At 70.7% G+C, this 20,515-nt stretch carries 19 protein-coding genes; 12 read left to right on the forward strand and 7 right to left on the reverse strand.

The annotated features are described in order from the left end of the window. Positions 1-172: 172 nt before the first annotated feature. The gene (locus OG276_RS03015) at positions 173-1,459 is read right to left on the reverse strand and encodes an extracellular solute-binding protein (RefSeq protein ID WP_266902426.1); all 1,287 of its coding nucleotides are present in this window, start codon (positions 1,457-1,459) and stop codon (positions 173-175) included. Between the two features lie 269 nt (positions 1,460-1,728). Then, positions 1,729-2,820 carry a serine hydrolase gene (locus OG276_RS03020; protein ID WP_266912489.1) on the reverse strand — a complete coding sequence of 364 codons (1,092 nt, stop codon included), beginning with the start codon at positions 2,818-2,820 and terminating at the stop codon, positions 1,729-1,731. A gap of 365 nt (positions 2,821-3,185) precedes the next feature. Here OG276_RS03020 and OG276_RS03025 point away from each other — a divergent pair, with 365 nt between their 5' ends. Genes OG276_RS03025 through OG276_RS03035 form a run of 3 tightly spaced genes read left to right on the forward strand, consistent with a single transcriptional unit; the run spans position 3,186 to position 7,283 of the window. After that, positions 3,186-4,736 carry an alpha/beta hydrolase gene (locus tag OG276_RS03025; protein ID WP_266902428.1) on the forward strand — a complete coding sequence of 517 codons (1,551 nt, stop codon included), beginning with the start codon at positions 3,186-3,188 and terminating at the stop codon, positions 4,734-4,736. A gap of 12 nt (positions 4,737-4,748) precedes the next feature. Further along, on the forward strand, positions 4,749-6,353 hold the full coding sequence (locus tag OG276_RS03030) for an alpha/beta fold hydrolase (RefSeq protein ID WP_266902430.1): 1,605 nt from the start codon (positions 4,749-4,751) through the stop codon (positions 6,351-6,353). Positions 6,354-6,398: 45 nt separating this feature from the next. Beyond that, the gene (locus OG276_RS03035) at positions 6,399-7,283 is read left to right on the forward strand and encodes a DUF4436 family protein (RefSeq protein WP_266902432.1); all 885 of its coding nucleotides are present in this window, start codon (positions 6,399-6,401) and stop codon (positions 7,281-7,283) included. Positions 7,284-7,449: 166 nt separating this feature from the next. Here the strand turns inward: OG276_RS03035 and OG276_RS03040 are convergent, their stop codons facing one another. Then, positions 7,450-7,893: a MarR family winged helix-turn-helix transcriptional regulator gene (locus OG276_RS03040; protein WP_266902434.1), complete on the reverse strand. Its 444-nt coding sequence runs from the start codon at positions 7,891-7,893 to the stop codon at positions 7,450-7,452. A 107-nt stretch (positions 7,894-8,000) separates the two neighbouring features. Here OG276_RS03040 and OG276_RS03045 point away from each other — a divergent pair, with 107 nt between their 5' ends. Then, positions 8,001-8,561: a quercetin 2,3-dioxygenase gene (locus OG276_RS03045; RefSeq protein ID WP_266902436.1), complete on the forward strand. Its 561-nt coding sequence runs from the start codon at positions 8,001-8,003 to the stop codon at positions 8,559-8,561. 4 nt (positions 8,562-8,565) lie between these two features. Further along, positions 8,566-9,480, forward strand: a complete 915-nt coding sequence (locus OG276_RS03050) for an alpha/beta hydrolase (RefSeq protein ID WP_266902438.1) — start codon at positions 8,566-8,568, stop codon at positions 9,478-9,480. A gap of 30 nt (positions 9,481-9,510) precedes the next feature. On the opposite strand, the gene OG276_RS03055 is transcribed toward OG276_RS03050, so the two are convergent. Continuing rightward, positions 9,511-10,209 carry a substrate-binding domain-containing protein gene (locus tag OG276_RS03055; protein ID WP_266902440.1) on the reverse strand — a complete coding sequence of 233 codons (699 nt, stop codon included), beginning with the start codon at positions 10,207-10,209 and terminating at the stop codon, positions 9,511-9,513. 87 nt (positions 10,210-10,296) lie between these two features. Between OG276_RS03055 and OG276_RS03060 the strand changes: the two genes are divergently transcribed. The 7 genes from OG276_RS03060 to OG276_RS03090 all read left to right on the forward strand — a co-directional run bounded on the left by OG276_RS03060 (position 10,297) and on the right by OG276_RS03090 (position 17,446). Beyond that, positions 10,297-11,064 carry an IclR family transcriptional regulator gene (locus OG276_RS03060; protein ID WP_266902442.1) on the forward strand — a complete coding sequence of 256 codons (768 nt, stop codon included), beginning with the start codon at positions 10,297-10,299 and terminating at the stop codon, positions 11,062-11,064. A 103-nt stretch (positions 11,065-11,167) separates the two neighbouring features. After that, the gene (locus OG276_RS03065) at positions 11,168-12,379 is read left to right on the forward strand and encodes a 4-hydroxybenzoate 3-monooxygenase (protein WP_266902444.1); all 1,212 of its coding nucleotides are present in this window, start codon (positions 11,168-11,170) and stop codon (positions 12,377-12,379) included. 28 nt (positions 12,380-12,407) lie between these two features. Then, positions 12,408-13,433 (forward strand): amidohydrolase family protein, encoded by a 1,026-nt coding sequence (locus OG276_RS03070; RefSeq protein ID WP_266902446.1) that lies wholly within the window; start codon positions 12,408-12,410, stop codon positions 13,431-13,433. A gap of 19 nt (positions 13,434-13,452) precedes the next feature. Continuing rightward, a complete protein-coding gene (gene ligK, locus OG276_RS03075) occupies positions 13,453-14,142 on the forward strand; it encodes a 4-carboxy-4-hydroxy-2-oxoadipate aldolase/oxaloacetate decarboxylase (RefSeq protein WP_266902448.1) in 690 nt (229 codons plus the stop codon). Positions 14,143-14,215: 73 nt separating this feature from the next. Further along, entirely contained in the window at positions 14,216-15,133 is a 918-nt protein-coding gene (locus OG276_RS03080; RefSeq protein WP_266912491.1) for an amidohydrolase family protein, read from the forward strand. A 23-nt stretch (positions 15,134-15,156) separates the two neighbouring features. Continuing rightward, positions 15,157-16,464: a protocatechuate 4,5-dioxygenase subunit alpha gene (gene ligA / locus OG276_RS03085; RefSeq protein WP_266902450.1), complete on the forward strand. Its 1,308-nt coding sequence runs from the start codon at positions 15,157-15,159 to the stop codon at positions 16,462-16,464. Position 16,465: 1 nt separating this feature from the next. Next, positions 16,466-17,446: a Gfo/Idh/MocA family oxidoreductase gene (locus OG276_RS03090; protein ID WP_266902452.1), complete on the forward strand. Its 981-nt coding sequence runs from the start codon at positions 16,466-16,468 to the stop codon at positions 17,444-17,446. 69 nt (positions 17,447-17,515) lie between these two features. Here the strand turns inward: OG276_RS03090 and OG276_RS03095 are convergent, their stop codons facing one another. The 3 genes from OG276_RS03095 to OG276_RS03105 all read right to left on the reverse strand — a co-directional run bounded on the left by OG276_RS03095 (position 17,516) and on the right by OG276_RS03105 (position 20,504). Further along, on the reverse strand, positions 17,516-17,974 hold the full coding sequence (locus OG276_RS03095) for a MaoC family dehydratase (protein ID WP_266902454.1): 459 nt from the start codon (positions 17,972-17,974) through the stop codon (positions 17,516-17,518). A 68-nt stretch (positions 17,975-18,042) separates the two neighbouring features. Further along, positions 18,043-19,620: a long-chain fatty acid--CoA ligase gene (locus tag OG276_RS03100; protein WP_266902455.1), complete on the reverse strand. Its 1,578-nt coding sequence runs from the start codon at positions 19,618-19,620 to the stop codon at positions 18,043-18,045. 11 nt (positions 19,621-19,631) lie between these two features. Further along, positions 19,632-20,504 carry an amidohydrolase family protein gene (locus OG276_RS03105; RefSeq protein WP_266912493.1) on the reverse strand — a complete coding sequence of 291 codons (873 nt, stop codon included), beginning with the start codon at positions 20,502-20,504 and terminating at the stop codon, positions 19,632-19,634. Positions 20,505-20,515 lie beyond the last annotated feature (11 nt).

Below are 20,515 nucleotides of genomic sequence, written 5' to 3' on the forward strand. Positions count from 1 at the left end.
GCGTAGGCCGATGACCAGCGAAAACGGGGGTCCGGAGGCGTTCTTCAAGGTCCCTTAAGGAAGCCCGCAGACTCGGCACAGGAACGCCGTAGGAACTCGACCGTCCGGGCACCCGCCGGCCCGCGCGGCAGCACGGCCACCTCACCCCGCGCGAGGGCCTACGCCTGCGGCGTCATCGCCGCTCACCGGCCTGCTTCGCCTTGGCGGCTATGTCTTCGAGCACCACCTTGGGGTCTCCGCCCGGTTCCACGGCGCGGCCGATGTTGCGCTTGATGGTGTCGCTGACCGCCATCCACGACGGGTCGTTGACCGGGTAGAGCCGGGCGCTGCGCAGCGCGGTGAGGAACTCGGCGTCGGTCTTGTCCATGCCGTCGCTGCCGGCCAGGGCTCGCGAGGCCGAGACGGTCGACGGCAGCAGGTGGTAGCGGCCGGCGAACTCCGACAGGTTCTCGTCCTCGTAGACGAACTCCAGGAACTTGCCGATCTCGGCGCGCTTTCCGTTCTGCTTGAACGCCATCATCCAGTCGGCCACCCCGACCGCCGGCGGTGTCTCGTCGGAGCCGAGGGTGTCCGAGACCGGCATCGGAACGGTGCCGACGCCGATGCCCTTGGCGCGCGCCTCGTGGTAGAGGGAGGGGTAGCCGTTGAGCATGCCGACCTCGCCGCGCAGGAAGGCGGCGAAGGCGTCGGCGCGGTTGAGCTGGGACGGCGGGGTGGGGCCGGTCAGGCCGGGGGTGACCAGTTGGTCCTTCACCCAGTTCCACGTCTTGACGTTGCGGTCGGACGCCAGGCTGTAGTCGCCGCTGCTGTCGGCGTACCCGCCTCCGTTGCTGAGCTCCCAGATCATCGTCTCGGCGTGCGCCTCCTCCGGGCCCAGCGGCAGGGCGTACGGGTACTTCACGCCCTTGGCCTTCAACGCCTTGGCGGCGGCCTTGAGTTCGCTCCAGGTTTCGGGGGCCTTGATGCGGGCCTTGTCGAACAGGGCCTCGTTGTAGAAGAGCAGGCGGCTGCTCGCCACGAACGGCAGGCCGTAGAGGCTGCTGCCGACGGAGCCCGCGTCGGCGAGCGGGGCGAGGAAGTTCGCCTCGGCGTTGACCGAGAGGAGTTCCTCCGCGGAGTAGAGCCGGTCCTGCGCGGCGAAGTCCGAGTAGGAACCCATGAGGGCCATGTCCGGCGCCTTGCCGTCCCTGACCATGGCGGTGACCTCGCGGTCGATGTCGGCCCACGGAAGCAGCCTGACCTCGATCTTGATACCGGGGTTGGCGGCGGTGAAGTCACTGGTCACCTTGGACCAGAAGACCTCGGAACTGGTGGCCGGAGTGTCCCCGTACTCGGCGGCCACCAGGAACAGGGTCCCGTCGTCGCCCGCACCGCCCGGGGAGGTCCCGCATCCGGAGAGTGGTACCAGCAGACCGAGTACGGCCGCGGTGGCGGCCCGCACGAGGATCCTTCGTCGCATGGGTGTGTTCCCTTGATGTTCTTCGGATTCCGTCACTGCTCACGTCGCATCGGGCCGGAGGCTGTTCCGTCGCTACCCGATGGCCGGGATTCTCTCCACGTCATGACGCGTTTGGTGTACCCGGACGAACATGTGTGGGAGATGACCCAAACCGGGCGCTTCCGGATTGTGCGTTCCCACGAGTACTTGACGGATCGGACGCGCGTAGAACACTGGAACACTCGTTTCAGGCAAGCAAGTGGGCTTCGGTGCACCCAGACCCTGGGGCATCAGTCGGTCCAGATGTCCAGCAGTTCGTTTGCCGCACGGAAATGGTCGGGCGCATCCACGTTGCACACGACGGTGACGGCGGTACTGCGGTCCGGGCTCACCTTGAAGGTGCTGTGAAACCCCTCCCAGTCGCCGCGGTGCACCAGGCTCTTGTCGGGGAGGACGAGGATCCCGGCTCCGTACCGCCCTTCCTCGATGCCGCGCGGACGCAGGACGTCGCCCACGCTCACCGATCCCTGCGTGACCCCGGTGAGCAGTTCCGGTCCACCGATGCGACCGGTGCGGTAGTTGTCGGCCCAGCGGACCATTTCCCCGGGGTCGGTCTGGACGGACCCGTCTCCGTACTGTTTCCAGGGGGAGGAAGTGGGAGTGAAGGAGCCGTCCTTCTCCTCGTACGACTTCGCCTTCCCGGGAACGTCCACCGCCGGGGACAACGTCATGCGCAGCTGCAGTGGGGTGAAGAACTCCTGCTGGACGAAGGTGGGGAACGGCTTGCCGGTGACCCGTTCGACGACGTGCGCCAGGAGGATGTAGTTGGAGTTGGAGTAGGAGAAGCGCTTGCCCGGCGGATCTTCCGGCTGCGAGGCGAGGATGGCGGCGATCGCTTCCTTCTGACCGGCCGGATCCGTCAGCTGGACTCCCTTGGCCTCCAGCAGATCCTGGTAGTCGGTTATGCCGCTGGTGTGACGCATGAGGTCGCCCAGGGTGACGTTCCGCATCCAGGCTGGCGGGTCATCGAAGAACTCGGACAGCGGGTCGCTCAGCGCGAGTTGGTGCCGTCCGGCCAGCAAGAGGACGGCATCCGAGGTGAATTGCTTGGAGTTGGATGCCATGTCGAAGACCGTCTTCGAGGTGATGGCGCGCCCTGTCGCCAGATCGGCCTTCCCCTTCCCCGCTTCCCAGACGACGTTCCCCCGCACGCCGACAGCTGCCGCACAGCCCGGGCCGTCAGGAGAAGGCACCAGCTGCCGGAGAACATCCGCGCTGCGCTTCTCCCGGTCATCGCCGGTCGCGTAGGCCTGCTGCGGACTTGCGGCACCGGTCAGCAGGACCACGACCACGGCGCCCCCGGCCGCGCACCATGACGCCATCCGATTCACGGACACCACCTTCTTCTTCCGCCGGGACGTCCACGAGCCACGAGCGGAGCCGCCTTGGCTATCGGAAGGTTCAGCGATGCGGCGCCGCCGAAGAAGGGACGACCGTCACCGGGTCTCCGCCCTGCGGTGGCCGGGGCGCAACACACACCATCAACGCTACCGGGTGGCCCGAAGACGCGCGCGCCTGCAACACGGCCGCGAAGACGTCCTCTCAGGCTGCGGCCGACGTGCGCGCGGGCACGCGCGCGGATGCGCGTACGAGCGCCCCGCAGTAGCGTGGAAGAGGTGCGTTCCGCCCAAAACGCTGCGGCCTGGCCCCGGCAGGGCCGCCGATGCCGGCAGAGGAACGGGATCACATGCCAAAGCACAGCGTCCCCGCGGTGACTGCCGCAGCCGCCCTGCTCTGTCTGGCGGCACTCGGCTCCACACCCAGCAGCGCCGCGCCACGAGCATCCCAGCCCGTTGGGCAGCCCAGCCCGGTGGCCCCGCGCTTCGTACCCGGTGCCTGTCCGAAGACACCCGAGCCGATCGAAGCGCTGAGTACCGCGCAGTGCGGCCGCCTCCAGGTCCCCGAGAACCGCTCCACCCCCGGGAGCCGCACCATAGACCTGGCCGTTGCACGGATTCCGGCCGCCTCCGCGAAGCCCGGCGCCGACCCGGTGGTGTTCATGGCGGGCGGCCCCGGTGCCGATACCTTCGACGACATCCCCTTCCTCGTCGACTCCGGCCTGAACAAGGACCGCGAGCTGATCGTCATGGCCCAGCGCGGCAACCTCTACGACCGGCCGAACCTCGCCTGCCCGGAGGTCGACCGGTTCAACGCGCAGGCCGTGGGCCTGGGTTACGACGCACAGGAGGCGGAACAGCTCTTCCTGAAAGCGGTGAAGGAGTGCCGGGACCGCCTGACGGCCGACGGCACCGACCTCAGCGCCTACAACAGCACCGAGAACGCCGCCGACTTCGCCGACCTACGCAAGGCGCTGGACATCCCCCGGTGGAACGTCTACGGCTACTCCTACGGCAGCAACCTGGCCCTCACGTACCTGCGCCTGCACCCCGAGGGGATCCGCGCGGTGGCGCTCGACTCGGTCGCGCCCTCCCAGTTCGTGACCCTGCCGTGGACATGGGGCAGCACCGCCGAGGGCATCCGCAACATCTTCGAGGCGTGCGCTGCCCAGCCCGCCTGCAAGGACCGGTACCCGGACCTCCCGGGCCTGCTGACGGAGCAGGTGAGCAAGCTGGAGGCCGCCCCCCTGACGCTCGACGTCACACCGAAGGACGGGGGGCAACCGGTCAAGACCGTCCTCGACGGGGGCGCCCTGCTGAATCTGATCGTCGCCTTCACCCCCCGGCCCAAAGACATCCCGGCGGCGCTCGATGAACTGGGCAACGGAAACCCGGAGCGGTTCGCGCAGGCCCGCGCGGCCGGTTCGGTGCAGAAGGTCGGCGAGTTCGCGCACGGCCTGACGAACTCGATAGCGTGCAGCGAATGGGCTCCGGGGTACTCGGAATCCGACGTGCTCAAGGCGGGGCAGAAGGCCTACCCGGGGTGGCCGGACTCGGTCCTGGCCCAGGCGCCGCAACTTCCCTTCCAATATCCGGCATGCGGAGTCTGGAACGTTCCGGATCGCGCGGAGATCCAGCGGGTGCCCACCTTCAGCTCGGTGCCGGCGCTCGTCGTCTCCGGCACGTTCGACGTGAAGACCGGAGCGAGTTGGGCGCAGGGCGTAGCCCGGAACCTGTCCGGCTCGACCGCCGTGCAGGTGCCCGGAATCGGCCACTGGGTGGTCCCGCAGTCGCCTTGCGCGCAAAGCGTGCTGGCCTCGTTCTTCGTCAACCCGACGGCCCCCGACACGAGTTGCGTGGACGATCTGGAGCCCCAGCCGTTCACGATCATCCCGAAGTAACCGGGAGAGCAGATGACACGCCACCACGCGCCCCGTCGTCGGCGCACCGTACGACGACTCCTCGCCCCGTCGGCCGGCATGGCGGCCGGTCTCCTCGTCACCGGCATGCTCACGGCGCCCGCCCAGGCACAGCCCCGCGCCGACGACGGCGCCGGAGCGCCGATCGGCACGGTGGCCCGGACGGTGGGCGACGCCACCTTCACTCCAGGGCCCTGCCCGAAGACCACGGAACCCATCGAGGAACTGAAGGACGCCCGCTGCGGAACGCTCACCGTGCCCGAGAACCGCGCCGAGCCGAGCAGCCGAACGATCAAGCTCGGTGTCGCGATCGTGCCCGCGGTGGCCGACACGCCCAAACCCGACCCCGTCGTGTGGCTCGCGGGCGGACCGGGCGACGACGCGGTGGGAGAGGCGAAGATGGCCGTCGACGGCGGCCTGAACCGCGACCGTGACCTGATCCTCATGTCCCAGCGCGGTACGTACTCCGCCGACCCGGAGCTCCTCTGCCCCAACGTCGACGAGTTCAACGGACAGGTGATCAGCCTCGTCTACGACGCTCCGTCCACCGAGCGCCTGCACGTCGAGGCCACGAAGGCCTGCCGCGACAAGCTGGCGGCCCGCGGGGTCGACCTCAGTGCCTACAACGACACCGAGAGCGCCGCCGACTACGACGCCCTGCGCACGGCGCTGGGCATCAAACAGTGGAACCTGTACGGCATTTCCTACGGCACCCACTTGGCGCTGGTCTCCATGCGCCTGCACCCCGAGGGACTCCGCTCGGTGGGCATCGACGGCATCCTGCCGCCGTCCCGGTCCGGGTCGGCCTCGACCTGGAGCAGCTTCCGGCAGGGCGTCGAGGGCCTGTTCAAGGCCTGCGCGGACCAGCCGGCCTGCAACGAGCGCTATCCGAACCTGCCCTCCACCTTCGAGAAGCTCGTCAGCGACCTCGAAGCCAAGCCGGTCACCACCACCGTCACGCGCCCCGGCAGCGAGGAGCCGGTCAAGGTCGTGATCGACGGCGGAACCCTGGTGAACTGGCTGACCTCCGCCACCCACACGGCCGAGGCCGTACCGCTCTCCCTCGACGAGCTGGCGAACGGCAACCCGCAGCGGATCGCCCAGCAGTGGGCGGGCTGGAGGCTCAACCCCAAGGGCATCGGCGTGGTGTCGCACGGCCTCGCTTACGGCATCTTCTGCAGCGAGTGGACTCCGTACGAGAGCAAGGACGCGGCGCTCCAGGGCGGGCGGAAGGAGTTCCCGTCGTTCCCCGCCTCGGTGCAGGCCCAGGCCCCGCTGCTGACCTTCCTCCCTGCTGACTGCGAAGCCTGGAACGTCCCCGCGGCCGCGCCCTCGATCCGTGACGTCACGACGAGCGACATCCCCACCCTCGCCCTGTCGGGTTCGTTCGATGCCCAGACCGGCGCCGACAACGGCCCGTACGTCGCCCGGACGTTGAGCAAGGCGAAGGTCGTCACGATCCCCTACGAACCCCACGTGGTGATCGCCACGTCGAAGTGCGCCCAGGAGATCGCCGTCTCGTTCTTCGACACCCCCGACACCCCGAAGACCGAATGCCTGAAGGACCTCGCCCCACCCAAGTTCGAGACCACTCCCTAACCACTCCCTGACCACTCCCTGAGGTCCCACCTCGCCGGAGTCACCATGACGCCCACCTGGGAAGCACGTCACCCACCTCGCTCCGGGGCTTCGCTCCTGGCGGTCCTGCTCCCCCTCGCGGTCCTGATCGTGATGGCGGTGGCCCTGGGGTCGTGGTTGCAGTACACCGAGCGGCAGCGGCTCGACACGGTCCACACGGTCGGATCCCAGGCCACCGACCGGGTGGACGTGGAGGCCGACGTCCAACGCGTCGACGCCGCGGCCAGAGAACTGGCGCTACGGGTACGGGTCACCGCGCGCGGGACCCTCGGCGAGGAGGCGGGGACCGCCCCGGTGGCCGATCTCAGCCTCCAGACCTCCGCGCAGACCCTCGGCGACCTGGATTTCACGGCGCACGAGCGGCTCACGATCAGGGACGTGCGGGTGGCGCTCACGGACGGATCGATCAGCGACTATCCGTTCGACACCTACAAGACCGACATCGCCTTCTGGGCGCAGCTGGACGGCGAACAGGTGCCGGTGCGGGTGCTGTTCTCCAACGACGACCCGCTCTTCTCGATCTCCGCGACACCCGCCCCGGCCGGGCAAGAGGCCGCCGGCGTGGCGCTGGGGCTGTCCCGATCGGGCAGCCTGCTCGTCTTCACGGTCTTCATGATGATCGTGATGTGGGCGCTGGCGGCGTCCGTGCTCATCGGCGCCTGGTACGTGACGACCCGCAGGGAAGGCCTGGTCTGGGCCGCCCTGGGCTGGATGGCCGCCACCCTGTTCGCCCTCTCGGCCTTCCGCAACAACGCCCCCGGCACGCCCCCGATCGGCTGCGTACTCGACTGGTTCGCCTTCCTGTGGGCCGAAACCATCATCGCCCTCTGCCTCATCACCGTAGTCATCACGGGCGTCCACACCGCCCTCCAACACGACGACCCCCCATAGCGACTCACGGGACGCGCCGAGGCCCCGCCAGAACGAATTCTGGCGGGGCCTCGGCCTTCGGTCCGGCTGCTCGGGTCATCAGCGATCCCCGCGGCCACGACGGCTCGTACAGCGATCACCACCCGTCCACGACCAACACGAACCCGGCCGCAGGGGTCGGCAGTGCTCAGGGCGCTTCGACCAGCGGGGGCTCCCCCATGGGGATGGTCAGCGCCTCGCGCAGGGCGCCGACCGCGTCGGCGCCGATGCGTTGCGCCAGGACGCCTTCGATGACGGTGAGGGTCTCCCGGGCGCGTCGGTGTACGCGCGCGCCCTCCGCCGTCGGGCGGATCAGGCGGCTGCGGGCGGAGGCGGGGTCGGGTGTCTGCTCCAGCAGGCCCAGGCCGATGAGGGCGTGCACCGCCTGGTGGGCGGTCTGCCGGGTGACGCCCATCCGGCGGGCCAGGCCCGAGACCGTGGTGCCCTCTTCGTCGAGGGCGGCGAAGACGGCCGCCTGCCCGACGGTGACCGGCTGCTCGCCGGCGGCCCGCATGCTGGCCAGCAACGCGTCGTCGAACCAGCGCTTGGCCTCGGTGAGCAGCTGGGGCAGGTTGGGTGCGGGGGTGGTCATGGTTCCTCGGGGGACGGGGATTCGAGGATAGCGACCGTACGGGGACTCCCCCCGAGATTAATGTCAGGTAACCTGACACACCTCGTCCCGTCGTGCCGGAGGTTCTCATGACCATGGAGTTCGCCCGTCCCAGCCGCCCGCGGTCGCACATCCCGGCCGAGCCCGGGAAGCCGTACTTCATCGAGAAGGGCATGGGCGACCGCGCCCACCTGTTCACCGACCTGGTCACCGTCTACGCGGGCGGCGAGCAGACCGAGAACGCCTTCAACTTCTTCACCGTCGAGGGGCCCAGGGGCGAGGTGATCCCCGCGCACGTCCACTCCGACACCTACGAGGTCTTCTACATCACCGACGGCGCGGTGCGGCTGTTCGTCGAGGACCTCGCGGGTGAGCAGCACGAAAGGCTGCTCACCGCAGGCGACTTCGGCTTCGTACCGAAGAACTGCCCGCACGCCTACCGCATCGAGCGCCACCACAGCCGGGTCGTCGGCGTGGCCGCGGGACCCGGCGGCACCTTCGAGCGGTTCTTCGAGAGCCTCGGCGTCCCGACCGAGGAACTCGGCCTGCCCCCCGAGCCGTACGTACCGCGGCCGCAGCAGTTCGCCACCGTGCCGGAGCGGTACGACGTGCGCTTCCTGCCCGGACACCAGTGGCGCACGGGGAGCTGATCCCGTGCCGCTGACGCCCGGCCTCGCCGCGTTCCTCGCGCCGCCCGCCCCCGAGCGGCTGCCGCTTCCGCCCGCCGCGCACCCCGCTCCCGGCGTACGGGTGCTGCGCGGGGTCCCGTACGCCTACCGTGCGGGCATCCGGCCGCTCGAACTCGACCTGTGGCTGCCCGACGGGGCGCACGGGCCGCCCCTGCCGGTCGTGCTCTACCTCCACGGCGGGGGCTGGCGCGCGGGTTCCCGGGCGGAGCTGGGACCGCGCTTCCGGCACTGGAGCCCCGACCCCTTCGCCCGTCTCGCCCGGGCCGGTTTCGCGGTCGCCTCCGTCGACTACCGGCTCAGCGGCGAGGCCGTCCATCCGGCTCAGCTCGACGACGCGACGGCCGCGCTGGGCTGGCTGACCGCCCGGGCCGGCGAACTCGGCCTCGACGCACACCGCATCGTGTCGTGGGGCGAGTCGGCCGGCGCCCACCTGGCCGCCCTGCTCGCCCTCACCGCTCCCGTGAGCGGCTGCGTCGTCTGGTACGGGCCCACCGACCTGACCACCCTGCCCGGCCAGTGCCCGCCCGGCGCCTACGACGCCGCCGACCCCACCACCCGTGAGGCGCTGTTGATCGGAGCCGCGCTCGCCGACGCACCGGACCGGGCCCGCGCCGCGAGCCCGGTCGCCCATGTGCACGCCGGCGCACCGCCGTTCCTCGTCCTGCACGGCGCCGAGGACACGCTCATCCCGCTCGCCCAGGGCGAGCAACTGGCCGCAGCCCTGCACCGGGTGGGCGCCCGGGTCGACTTCCGGCCCGTACCCGGCGCCGACCACGGCTGGGCCGGTCTGCCGGACGAGGAGGCCGAGCGGATCTTCAGCGCGTCCGTGGACTTCGCCCTGGCTTGCACCGCGGGCCCGGCGGGGCCGGCGCACCCGTAGGCCGGGCGCCCTTCAGCGGCGGCGGACCGATCACCGGTCCCCGAAGGCCCGCATGCCCTTCGCGCGGGCGGTCTTCCACGCCGGGCCGGAACCGAGGAAGTCGAGGACTTCGCGGGCCCGGCCCGGCTGGGAGGAGACGGCCAGGACTCCCCCGCCGAACGTCGAGCTGATCGCGTGCTCGCCCGGCAGCGGGCCGACCACGACCACGCCCGGCAGGTCCATCAGCTCGCTGTGCTGCTGGAAGGCCAGGTCCGCCCGGCCGGACGACAGCAGGCTGCCCGCGGGTACGCCGGGTGGCGCCTGCACGAGCCGGTCCCCCAGCGCGTCGGCGAGGTCCAGCCGGGTGATCAGATCGACGAGGGCCGTACCGCTGGGGCCCGTGGAATAGGCGATCCTCTTCGCCGACAGGAGCGCCGCCCGCAGGTCGGATTCCGAGCGCAGTGCCGGGACCGGTGTCCCCTGCGGCACCGCGGCGACGACCTGCGAGACCCACAGCGGGCGCAGCGAATCACCGAGGACGTACCCCTCCTCGGCCAGCGCGGCCAGCGCCCCCTCCGCGAGCACGAGCACGTCGGCCCCGGCGCCCTCGCGCACCCGCCGCGCGATCTCGACGCCACCCGCGGAGTCGAAGCGCACCACGAGCCCTTCGGCGAGCCGGATGTGTTCGGTGAGCTCGGCGAGCACGGGCCGCGTCGCCATCGAGGACAGCCCGGAGATCTCTCGGTCCACGTCTCCTCCTTGGTTTCCGGCAGATGGTACGGCGGATGGTACGGCGCACGGACGGGCAGCTCAACGCGGGTCTGCGAGACTGACCGCGTGAGCGCAACCCGGAACACCGCGGCCGGAAAGGTCCTTCTCGTCCTGTCGGCCTTCGACCGCGAACACCCCTCGCAGACCCTGTCGGAGATCGCCCAGCGGACGGGTCTGGCCCTCAGCACCACCCATCGCGTGGTGGCGGAGCTCGCGGCGTGGGGGGCTCTGGAGCGGGTCGAGGACGGGTCGTGGCACGTCGGGCTGAGGCTCTGGGAGATCGCCTCCGGTTGCCCGCGCACCCAGATCCTCCGGGACGCCGCCCTGCCGTTCATGCAGGACCTCTACGAGGCGACGCACGAGAACGTCCAGCTCGCGGTGCGCGAGGGCCTGGAGCTCGTGTTCGTGGAACGGATCGCCGGACACCGGTCGGTGCAGCTGCTGACGATGGTCGGGAGCCGGTTCCCGATCGGTTCCACCGGAATGGGCCGGGTGCTGCTGGCGCACGCGCCGCGGGAGGTCCAGGAGGAGGTCCTGGAGTCGCCGTTGCGGGCCTGGACCCCGCACACCGTCACGGACCCGAAGACGCTGCGCGCCCAGCTGGACGCCATCCGCCGCGAGCAGGTCTTCGTGAGCGACCGGCAGCTCTCCGAGGACACGGTCGCGGTGGCCGCGACCGTACGGATCGGCCGGACCGGGCCGGTCAGCGCCGCCTTGGGGATCGTCGTGGCGGCGCGTAGTGCGAACCGTGCGCGGGGACTTCGGGAACCGCTGCTCAGGGCGGCGTACGCGATCTCCGACGAGCTCGGCCGGCGGGCCCGCACCGCGGACTGACGCCCGAGGGGCTTCCGCCTGGCGGAAACACCGGCGACCGGCACGGGCTCCGGCTGCCAACGTTCGGGGTGTCCGGAACGTTCGCAGCCGCTCAGGAGATGCCATGGCCGAAGCCCCCGTCGACACCGTCGCCTCGGTACCCGTTGCCGTCATCGGGGCCGGGCCGGCCGGACTGATGCTGGCGCACCTGCTCGGGCGGGCCGGAGTCGAGGCGGTGGCGGTCGACACCCGCTCCCGCCACGAGATCGAGACGACGCAGCGGGCGGGCATCCTCGAAGCCGGCGCCGCCCGCGACCTGGTCGAGACCGGAGTCAGCGACCGGATCCTGCGCGAGGGCCACGAGCACGAGGGCATCGAGCTCCGCTTCGGCGGCCGGCCGCACCGCATCCACTTCAAGGAGCTGGTGGGCGCCTCCGCGTGGCTCTACCCGCAGACCGACGTGTTCGTCGATCTGGCCGATGCCCGGGCCCGCGACGGCGGCACGGTCCATTTCGGGATCAGGGACACCGAGGTCCTCGACGTCACCACCGGCGCCCCCCGGGTCCGTTTCACCGCGCCGGACGGCTCCCGCCACGAGATCCGGGCCCGGTACGTGGTCGGCGCGGACGGCTCGCGCAGCATGTGCCGCGATCTGGTGCCCGAGGAGCGACGGGTGCGCTACGGCAAGGAGTATCCCTTCGCGTGGTTCGGCATCCTGGCCGAGGCGCCCACGAGCGCGCCCGAGCTGGTCTACGCCCACTCCGAGCACGGTTTCGCGCTCATCAGCCAGCGCACCGAGAGCGTGCAGCGGATGTACTTCCAGTGCGATCCCCAGGCGTCCCCCGAGGACTGGCCGGACGACCGCATCTGGGAGACGCTGCAGGCCCGCGTGGCCGGCCGGGACGGCTTCCGCCTCCATGAGGGGCCGGTCCTGGAGAAGACGGTGCTGCGGTTCCGCTCGTTCGTCCAGGAGCCCATGCGCTGGGGGTCCATGGCCCTGGCGGGCGACGCCGCGCACACCGTGCCGCCGACCGGTGCCCGCGGGCTCAACCTCGCGCTGCACGACGTGAAGGTGCTCGCCGACGTCCTGCTGAAGGCGCTCGGCGGCGCCGGCGAGGCCGCGCTGGACGAGTACGAGCCGCGGGCCCTCCAGCGGATCTGGCGGGCGCAGAACTTCTCCTACTGGATGACCCGGCTGTTGCACACGACGGCCGGCGCGACACCGTTCGACCTGCGCCGCCAGCTCGGCGAGCTCGACAACGTGGTGGGCACCCGCGCCGGGCGCACGTACCTCGCCGAGCAGTACACGGGCTGGCCGGCCGGCTCCTCCGGCTGACCCCGACCGCACCACCTGGAGCACGCACATGATCATCGACTGCCACGGACACTTCACCACCGCACCGCCGCAGCTGGCCCACTGGCGGGACCGCCAGATAGCGGCGGTCGGAGCGCCCCAGGACGCGCCCCGTCCCGACGAGCTGGTCATCACCGACGACGACCTGCGCCACGCGATCGAGGACAACCAGCTGCGGCTCATGGACGCGCGCGGCTGCGACCTGACGGTCTTCTCCCCCCGGGCCAGCTTCATGGCCCACCACATAGGCGACTTCGCCGTCTCCTCGACGTGGGCGCGGATCTGCAACGACCTGGTCCACCGCGTCGCCGCGCTCTATCCCACCCGCTTCGCGATGGGCGCGATGCTGCCGCAGTCGCCGGGGGTCGATCCGGCGACCTGCCTGCCCGAGCTGCGCCGCGCGGTCGAGGAGCTCGGCGCGGTGACGGTCAACCTCAACCCCGACCCGTCGGGGGGCAAGTGGACCGCGCCACCCCTGACCGACCGCAGCTGGTACCCGCTCTACGAGGCGATGGTCGAGTACGACGTACCCGCCATGATCCACGTCAGTACCTCGTGCAACCCGGCCTTCCACACCACCGGCGCCCACTACCTCAACGCCGACACCACGGCGTTCATGCAGCTGGTCCAGGGAAACCTGTTCGCCGACTTCCCGACCCTGCGGTTCGTGATCCCGCACGGCGGGGGTGCGGTGCCCTACCACTGGGGACGGTTCCGCGGTCTGGCGATGGCGCTGGGCAGGCCGGATCCCGAGACGCTGCTGGACAACGTCTTCTTCGACACCTGCGTCTACCACCAGCCCGGCATCGACCTGCTCACCCGGGTGGTGCCCAGCCGTTCCGTCCTGTTCGCCAGCGAGATGATCGGCGCGGTCCGCGACATCGACCCGCGCACCGGCCACCACTTCGACGACACGAAGCGGTACGTCGAGGCCACCCCGCACCTCTCCGACGAGGAACGCGCCGCCGTCTACGGCGGCAACGCCCTTCGCGTCTACCCCCGCCTCGCCGCCCGCCTCGCCGCGGCCGGCCACTGAACTCCCAGGAGGAGAAGGCATGGAGCACACCGAGCTGGGTGTCGTCCACACCTCGATCACCCGCGCCGATCCCGAGGCCGTCGCCGCACTGTCGGCCTTCGGTGTCGCCACGATCCACGAGGCCATGGGCCGGGTGGGGCTGATGCGCCCCTATGTCCGCCCCGTCTACCCCGCCGCCCGTCTGTGCGGTACCGCGGTGACCGTGCTGCTGCAGCCCGGTGACAACTGGATGCTCCACGTCGCGGCCGAGCAGATCCGGGAGGGCGACGTCGTGGTCGCTGCCTGTACGACCGAGAGCGAGGACGGCTTCTTCGGCGATCTGCTCGCCACCTCGTTCCGCTCCCGGGGGTGCGCGGGCCTGGTCATCGACGGCGGTGTGCGCGACGTGGCCGACCTGGAGGAGATGGACTTCCCGGTCTTCTCCCGGGCGATCAACGCCAAGGGCGCGGTCAAGGCCACGCTCGGCTCGGTCAACGTGCCGGTGGTCTGCGCCAACGCCCTGGTCAGGCCCGGGGACGTGGTCGTGGCGGACCGCGACGGTGTCGTGGTCGTGCCGCGCGAGCGGGCGGCCGAGGTCGCCGAGGCCTCGGCCCGGCGCGAGGCCAACGAGGAGGGCAAGCGCGCCCGGTTCCGCGCGGGCGAGCTCGGCCTGGACATGTACGCGATGCGCGGCCCGCTGGCCGAGCTCGGTCTGCGCTACCAGGACTGACCGGACGCACGGGACTGACCGCACCCACGGGACTGACGGGACTGAATTGACCGAGATGGATGAGTTGAATGAGATGACGACCTTCGAGAAGACCCCCGGCTGGCTGGACTGGTACGCCGACCCCGGCCGGCCGGAGTTCCAGGTGCCCGACGGCGCCGTCGACGCGCACTGCCACGTCTTCGGACCGGGGGCGCGGTTCCCGTACGCCCCCGAGCGGAAGTACACCCCCTGCGACGCCTCAAAGGACCAACTGCACGCACTGCGCGACCGGTTGGGCTTCGCCCGCAACGTGATCGTGCAGGCGACCTGCCACGGCGCCGACAACAGCGCCATGCTCGACGCCCTGGAGTCGTCGGGGGGCCTGGCCCGGGGCGTCGCGACCGTACGGCCGGGGATCGCGGACGCCGAGTTGCGGAAGCTGCACGAGGCGGGCGTCCGCGGCGTACGGTTCAACTTCGTCAAGCGGCTCGTCGACGCGGCGCCCCGCCAGGACCTGTTGGACGTCGCCCGGCGGATCGCCCCGTACGGCTGGCACGTCGTCGTCTACTTCGAGGCGGCCGACCTCACCGGCCTGCGGGACTTCCTCCTGGCGATCCCGGTGCCGCTGGTCGTCGACCACATGGGCCGGCCCGATGTCACGAAGGATCCGTACGGTCCGGAGTTCGAGGAGTTCCTCGGCTTCCTGCGGGCCAGGCCCGACATCTGGTGCAAGGTGACCTGCCCCGAACGGCTCACCGTGAGCGGCCCGCCCGCCCTCGACGGGGAGCGGCACGCGTACCGCGACGTGATCCCCTTCGCCCGGCGCGTGGTCGAGGAGTTCCCCGACCGGGTGCTCTGGGGCACCGACTGGCCGCATCCGAACCTGACCGGCCACATGCCGGACGACGGCCTGCTCGTCGACTTCATCCCGCACATCGCGCCCACCCCGGCCCTGCAGCGGGGGCTCCTCGTCGACAACCCCATGCGCCTGTACTGGCCGGACGCCGACTGATCCACCCACCACCGGAGACCACCATGTCGCTGGACAAGACCTACAAACTGGTGCCGGGGACCACGGTCTTCGACGCCGAGCAGTCCGCCAAGGGCTACCACCTCAACCAGTTCTGCATGTCGCTCATGACAGCGGAGAACCGCGCCCTGTACCTCGCCGACGAGCACGCCTACCTGGACTCCTGGCCGCTGCGCGAGGACCAGAAGCGGGCCCTGCTCGACCGGGACCTCAACGCCGCCGTGCGCGCGGGCGGCAACATCTACTTCCTCGCCAAGTGGGGCGCGACCCTGGGGCTCTCGTTCCAGCAGATGGCCGGTTCGATGACGGGCATGACCGAGGAGGAGTACCGCGCCATGATGGCCGGCGGCGGCCGCTCCGTGGAGGGCAACCGCATCGACCACGCCGTTCTGGAGGCGGCGCACGCCGACCCGGCGCCCCCGGCCGAGCACGCCGTGGTCACCGGCGCGGTCTTCACCTCCCACGTACCGGCGATCGGCGCGGCGATGGACCACGCCAAGACCGAAGAGCCTTACTGGCGACCGGTCTTCGAGGGGTACGAGTACTCCCGGCGGTGGGAGCGGGAGAACCTCCCCGACGTGATCTTCCTGGTCTACAACGACCACGCCTCCGCCTTCGACCAGTCCCTGATCCCGACCTTCGTGCTCGGGACGGGCGCCTCCTTCCCGACCGCCGACGAGGGGTACGGGCCGCGCCCCGTCCCCGGCGTCGAGGGCGAACCCGACCTGGCCGCGCACATCGCGCACACGCTCATCAGGAGCGACTTCGACCTCACGCTCGCCAACGAGATGGCCGTCGACCACGGACTCACCGTCCCGCTGTCGCTGATGTTCGGCGACGTCGAGAAGTGGCCGTGCAAGGTGATCCCCTTCCACGTCAACGTGGTGCAGTACCCCGTCCCCTCCGGTTCCCGCTGCTTCGAGCTGGGCCGGGCGCTGCGCCGGGCGATCGAGTCGTACGACCGGCCGCTGAAGGTCCAGGTGTGGGGCACCGGAGGCATGAGCCACCAGCTCCAGGGCCCCCGCGCCGGCCTCATCAACCGCGCGTGGGACAACGCCTTCCTCGACCGCCTGATCACCGACCCGGCCGGCCTGGCGCAGGTCCAGCACCTCGAATACGTCGAGGAGGCCGGGTCGGAGGGCATCGAACTGGTCATGTGGCTCATAGCCCGGGGCGCCATGAGCGACGTGGACGGCGAGGGCCGGGCCGAGGTCAAGCACCGCTTCTACCACGTGCCGGCGTCCAACACCGCCGTCGGCCACCTGATCCTGGAAAACCACCCGGGGGCCGAGACGCCCGCCGTGAAGGAGTGACATGACTGACGACCGAACCCTGAGGGTGGCCCTCGCCGGAGGCGGCGCCTTCGGAGCCAAGCACGCCGCCGCGCTCCGGCGGATCGAGGGCGTCGAGGTGGCCGCCGTGGTGAGCGGCTCCCTCGACAGCGCACGGAAGTTCGCCGATGAGCAGGACGCCGGCCGCGGCGTCGCCACCCTCGACGAGGTGCTGGCCATGGACGACATCGACGCCGTCATCCTCGCCACGCCCACTCCGCTGCACGCCGAGCAGACGCTGGCCTGCCTGGAAGCGGGCAAGCACGTCCAGGTCGAGATCCCGCTGGCAGCCTCCCTCGGTGACGCCGAGGCCTGCCTGAAGGCCCAGCAGGGCAGCGGGCTGGTCGGGATGGTCGGGCACACCCGGCGCTTCAACCCCAGCCACCAGTGGGTGCGGGGACGGATCCGGACGGGCGAGTTCTCGCTCCAGCAGCTGGACGTGCAGACGTACTTCTTCCGCCGCACCAACCTCAACGCCCTTGGTCAGCCCCGGTCCTGGACCGACCACCTGCTGTGGCACCACGCCGCACACACCGTCGACCTCTTCGCCCACCAGACCGGTTCGCCGATCGTGCAGGCGAACGCCGTCCAGGGTCCGATCCACCCCGAGCTCGGCATCGCGATGGACATGTCCATCCAGCTGCGTGCGGAGAACGGCGCCCTCTGCACCCTGTCGCTGTCGTTCAACAACGACGGGCCGATCGGCACCTTCTTCCGCTACATCGGCGACACCGGCACCTACCTCGCCCGGTACGACGACCTCGTCACCGGCAAGGACGAGCCGATCGACGTCAGCGGCGTCGACGTGTCGATGGACGGCATCGAGCTCCAGGACCGCGAGTTCGTCGCCGCCATCCGCGAGGGCCGCGAGCCCAACTCCTCCATCGCCCAGGTGATGGCCTGCTACCGGACGCTGGCCGCTCTGGAACAGCAACTCGACCCCTCGGCCCGCCCGGTGGGCTGAAACAGAGACGAGGGAGCGGTACCGACCCGGTGGGTCGGTACCGCTCCCTCGTCTTACTGCCCGGTGTCGTCAGGCGTAGTGGCGGTAGACCGCCTGGGCGACGCAGGCCGGCTTGTCGTTGCCTTCGACCTCGATGGTGAACGTCAGGGGCATCTGCACGCCGTTGCCCTTGACCTCCTCCACGGTGCCGACGGCGCCGTGCAGGCGTATCTTCGCGCCGACCGGCACGGGACTGGGGAAACGGACCTTGTCCAGGCCGTAGTTGACGCTCATCTTGGTGCCGGTGATGGTGAGGAGCTCGCCGAAGAGCGGGATGATCAGGGCGAGGGTGAGGTAGCCGTGGGCGATCGGGCCCCCGAAGGGGCCGTCCTTGGCCTTCTCCGGGTCCGTGTGGATCCACTGGTGGTCGTCGGTGGCGTCGGCGAAGGTGTTCACCCGGTTCTGGGTGATGTCGAGCCATTCGGTGCGGCCGAGGTCGGCTCCGCTGAGGGCTTTGAGTTCGTCGAGGCCGTGGGTGAGCGTGGGCATGGGAGTTCCTTTCGATGGCAAGGGCCTTGGTGTGCAAGGCCCTTGAGGCTGTGCCGCTCGGACTTCCGTTACGGGTGCGGGCGCGCGGTGGGACCGGGTGCGTGGGCGTCGCGCACCGCGGGCTTGATGATCTTTCCGGAGGCCGTACGGGGCAGTGCGCCGGTCACGACGAGGGACCTGGGGATCTTGTACTTGGCCAGCCGGCCCCGGAGATGGCCGAGGATCGCGTCCTCATCGGTGCGGGCGAACGGCCTGAGGACGACCACGGCGCGGCCGACCTCGCCCCAGACCGGGTCGGGCACGCCGATGACCGCGCACTCGGCGACGGCGGGGTGGGTGAGGAGGACCTCCTCCACCTCGGCCGGGTAGACGTTCTCCCCTCCCGAGACGAACATGTCCTTCACCCGGTCGACGATGTAGGTGTAGCCGTCGTCGTCCGTGCGTGCGACGTCGCCCGTGCGCAGCCAGCGGCCGTCGGCGAAGGCGGCCTCGGTGTGCCCGGGCAGGCCCCAGTAGCCGGTCATGACGTGGGGCCCCTCGACCAGGATCTCGCCGCGCTGTCCCGGCCCGGCCGCACTGCCGTCCGGCAGCACGAGGCGGGTGTCGGTGAAGAAGTGCGGCACCCCGGCGGAGCCCGCCTTGGCCGAGGTCTGCTCGCGGTCCAGGAAGAGGACCCCGGGGGACGCCTCGGTCATGCCGTAGCCCTGGCTGAAGGCCAGACCGCGGGCGAGGTAGGCGGCGATGGTGTGGGCGGGCACGGGGGCGCCGCCGCAGTTGACGGTGCGCAGGCTGGAGAGGTCCGCGCTGTGCCAGCGGGGCCGGGCCGCCATGGCGTCGTACATCGTGGGGACGCCGAACATGTACGTCACCCGCAGCTCCTCGACGAGTTCCAGGACGCGGTCGGCGTCGAAGGCGCCGAGGAGGACCACGCGGCCGCCCTTGAGCAGGGTGGGCAGGCAGGTCATGTTGAGGCCCGCGGTGTGGAACAGCGGGGCCACCACGAGGGTCACCTCGTCGCCGGCCAGGTCGGTGTCGACGAGGACGTTGACGCTGTTCCAGGTGATGTTGGCGTGGGAGAGGACGGCGCCCTTGGGCCGGCCCGTGGTCCCGGAGGTGTACATGATCATGCACGGGTCCTCGGGCGCCACGACCTCGTCCAGCGGGCCGCTCCCGGCGCCCGCGAGCAGCGCCTCGTAGTCGAGGGCGCCCTCCTCGCCGGAGCCTGAGCCGGAACCGGAGCCGGAACCGGACCCGCCGACCGCGATCCGGTGCCGTACGCCCGACTCGGCCGCGGCGGCACGGGCCACCTCGGCCTGTTCGGGCGCGTGGATGAGGAGGGTGCTGCCCGAGTCGGCCAGGTTGTACGCCAACTCCGGCGCGGCCAGGCGGGTGTTGAGCGGGACGAAGACCGCACCCACCGTCCCGGCGGCGAACAGGGCCTCCAGGAAGGCCGGATGGTTGGGCCCCAGGTAGGCGATCCGGTCCCCCGGCGCCACTCCCAGCGCGCGCAGGGCGTGGGCGAGGCGCAGGACCCGCCCGTGCAGCTCCCGGTAGGTCCAGGTGCGGCCTTCGTGGACGACGGCGATCCGGTCGGGGGTCTTGCGGGCCCTGCGGGCCGGCCAGGAGCCGATGCCTTGGTTCAACACGAGCTGTTCCTTCAGTCGGTGAGCAGGCCGAGCAGGCGGGCGGCGTTCTCCTTGAGGATCTTCGGCCGGACCTCGGGCTTGATGTCGAGGTTCTCGAAGTCGGCGAGCCAGCGGTCGGGGGTGATGACGGGGTAGTCGGAGCCGAAGAGCACCTTGTCCTTGAGCAGGGTGTTGGCGTAGCGCACGAGTTGCGGCGGGAAGTACTTCGGGGACCAGCCGGACAGGTCGATGTACACGTGCGGCTTGTGGGTGGCCACCGCCAGGGCCTCGTCCTGCCACGGGAAGGAGGGGTGGGCGAGGATGATCCGCAGTTCGGGGAAGTCCACGGCCACGTCGTCGATCAGCATCGGGTTCGAGTACTTGAGCCGGATGCCTCCGCCGCCCGGTACGCCGGCGCCGATGCCGGTCTGACCGGTGTGGAAGAGGGCGGGCACGCCGAGTTCCTCGATGGCCTCGTACAGGGGGTAGGCGAGCGGGTCGTTCGGGGAGAACGCCTGGATGCTGGGGTGGAACTTGAAGCCGCGAACGCCGTGTTCCTCGACCAGCCGACGGGCCTCGCGCACGCCCGCGCGGCCCTTGTGGGGGTCGATGCTGGCGAAGGGGATCAGCACGTCGGCGTGAGCGGCGCAACTTTCGGCGATCTCCTCGTTGGAGATCCGCGGATGGCCGGTGGCGTGCTCGGCGTCGACGGTGAACACCACGGCCGCCATGCGGCGTTCGCGGTAGTGGCCGGCCATCTCCTCGATGGTCGGCTGCCGGTGTCCGTGCGCCTTGAAGTAGGTCTCGGAGGCACCGAACAGCTCGGGGCTGAGCGCCCCGTGGCCGTCCTTGGAGACCTCCGCGTGCGTGTGCATGTCGATGGCGGTCAGCCGCTCGACGTCCAGCGCGAGGGCGC

Source organism: Streptomyces sp. NBC_00086 (genome assembly GCF_026343255.1).
GTDB lineage: Bacteria > Actinomycetota > Actinomycetes > Streptomycetales > Streptomycetaceae > Streptomyces.

Excerpts from the sequence above, each read along its gene's own strand:
- OG276_RS03015 (WP_266902426.1), bottom strand. The coding sequence starts at position 1,459 with ATGCGACGAAGGATCCTCGTGCGGGCCGCCACCGCGGCCGTACTCGGT.
- OG276_RS03070 (WP_266902446.1), top strand. The coding sequence starts at position 12,408 with ATGATCATCGACTGCCACGGACACTTCACCACCGCACCGCCGCAGCTG.
- OG276_RS03030 (WP_266902430.1), top strand. The coding sequence starts at position 4,749 with ATGACACGCCACCACGCGCCCCGTCGTCGGCGCACCGTACGACGACTC.
- OG276_RS03035 (WP_266902432.1), top strand. The coding sequence starts at position 6,399 with ATGACGCCCACCTGGGAAGCACGTCACCCACCTCGCTCCGGGGCTTCG.
- ligK (WP_266902448.1), top strand. The coding sequence starts at position 13,453 with ATGGAGCACACCGAGCTGGGTGTCGTCCACACCTCGATCACCCGCGCC.
- OG276_RS03090 (WP_266902452.1), top strand. The coding sequence starts at position 16,466 with ATGACTGACGACCGAACCCTGAGGGTGGCCCTCGCCGGAGGCGGCGCC.
- OG276_RS03095 (WP_266902454.1), bottom strand. The coding sequence starts at position 17,974 with ATGCCCACGCTCACCCACGGCCTCGACGAACTCAAAGCCCTCAGCGGA.
- ligA (WP_266902450.1), top strand. The coding sequence starts at position 15,157 with ATGTCGCTGGACAAGACCTACAAACTGGTGCCGGGGACCACGGTCTTC.
- OG276_RS03080 (WP_266912491.1), top strand. The coding sequence starts at position 14,216 with ATGACGACCTTCGAGAAGACCCCCGGCTGGCTGGACTGGTACGCCGAC.
- OG276_RS03065 (WP_266902444.1), top strand. The coding sequence starts at position 11,168 with ATGGCCGAAGCCCCCGTCGACACCGTCGCCTCGGTACCCGTTGCCGTC.
- OG276_RS03020 (WP_266912489.1), bottom strand. The coding sequence starts at position 2,820 with ATGGCGTCATGGTGCGCGGCCGGGGGCGCCGTGGTCGTGGTCCTGCTG.
- OG276_RS03045 (WP_266902436.1), top strand. The coding sequence starts at position 8,001 with ATGACCATGGAGTTCGCCCGTCCCAGCCGCCCGCGGTCGCACATCCCG.
- OG276_RS03040 (WP_266902434.1), bottom strand. The coding sequence starts at position 7,893 with ATGACCACCCCCGCACCCAACCTGCCCCAGCTGCTCACCGAGGCCAAG.
- OG276_RS03025 (WP_266902428.1), top strand. The coding sequence starts at position 3,186 with ATGCCAAAGCACAGCGTCCCCGCGGTGACTGCCGCAGCCGCCCTGCTC.